Origin of the sequence: Cohnella thermotolerans DSM 17683 (assembly GCF_000429825.1) — a bacterium.
GTDB classification, from domain to species: domain Bacteria; phylum Bacillota; class Bacilli; order Paenibacillales; family Paenibacillaceae; genus Cohnella; species Cohnella thermotolerans.
This window is the reverse complement of the sequence record NZ_KE386969.1, coordinates 1-1,196: the sequence shown is the minus strand read 5'-3', so window position 1 is coordinate 1,196 and position 1,196 is coordinate 1. Positions and strand designations below refer to the sequence as shown.

Genomic DNA, 1,196 nt, shown 5'->3' with positions numbered 1-1,196 from the left:
ATCTGAGCCGCTTCGGCGATCTCCGGTTCGAGGCAAGATGAGTCGGAGGAGTGTCGCCCGCGTCTCTCGCCCGCTGCCGCCGCTTTGCTGAAAAGTGACGATTGCCCTCTCCGGAAGCGCCTTATGGTTGGTAGAATATAGAGACATAGGCGTTTCAACCGACAGGAGGCGAGTTGGCCGTGCCGATTCCCGGTCCCATCCCGAGCGCAAGAGAGAGCTCTCCGCTCCCGACCTATTTAACCGCCAAAATCAAGTATCCTTCGTTTCTGCTGCGCAGGCTGTCCATCAAACACCGGCTGCTCGCCGCGTTTCTCATTACCTCGCTGCTGCCCGTCGTTTTCGTCGCATTTTATTCGAGCGCCAAATACGAAAGCTCCATAACCGGCAAAATCAGCTCGTATTCGACGCAATATACGGCTGGTTCGGAACAGACGTATCGCCGGCTTATTTTCTGAACAACGTGTTCGTGTACGACGGCCGGAAAACGAAATTCACAAATTACAACGACGGTATCCCCATCTACTTCAACACGGTGCCGTACTATTTCTACAACAACGTCTTCAACGATAAAACCGGCCCGGCGAGCGGCACGTGGGCGGACAGCCCGGACAAATACGGCAGCGCCGTTTTCCGCAACAACGTGTTCTATTCGGCGGACGGCAACTACCCGGCGGGGATGCCGGACGATCCGGCCCGGATACTGGCCGATCCGCTGTTCGTCGATCCCGGCAAAGCGCCTTCGGCGGGGCCGAGCGGCGTGCTGAGCGGCGCGACGGTATGGGACGGATACAAGCTGCAAGAAGGCTCGCCGCTCGTGGATAAAGGCAAATATGTCCCGCAGCTCGGCGACGGCGACTTCTACGGCACGCCGCTTTATTATTGTATATGAAAACCCCCAGTTCGACTGGGGGTTCAGGAAAGCTTATAGCTATGAGTAGTCATCCCTTGAACTCCATGATAAGATGGGAGCCGGTCTGCCAACCGCTACCAGAACATCAAGGAGGACAAGGGATGGACAAGAGCAGTCTAGCACACACGAAATGGAACTGCAAATACCATATTGTATTTGCGCCGAAATATCGCAGACAAGTGATTTATGGGAAGAGCTTTTTGCGATGTGCCTTTTTTGTGATCGATGGCTGCAAAATGAATACGCAAGTGCAAGTGTCTTAGACGGTTTCACAGCAAAATTAACG

2 protein-coding genes and 1 pseudogene are annotated in these 1,196 nt (G+C 54.3%); all 3 read left to right on the top strand.

Annotated features, from left to right (window positions below; translation table 11 throughout):
• Window positions 1-179: 179 nt before the first annotated feature.
• A complete protein-coding gene (locus G485_RS0124415) occupies window positions 180-455 on the top strand; it encodes a hypothetical protein (RefSeq protein WP_156922575.1) in 276 nt (91 codons plus the stop codon).
• Window positions 456-466: 11 nt separating this feature from the next.
• A complete protein-coding gene (locus G485_RS0124410; RefSeq protein WP_156922574.1) occupies window positions 467-889 on the top strand; it encodes a hypothetical protein in 423 nt (140 codons plus the stop codon).
• Window positions 890-1,011: 122 nt separating this feature from the next.
• Window positions 1,012-1,104, top strand: a pseudogene (locus G485_RS28135) (transposase); the annotation flags it as partial.
• Window positions 1,105-1,196: the final 92 nt, after the last annotated feature.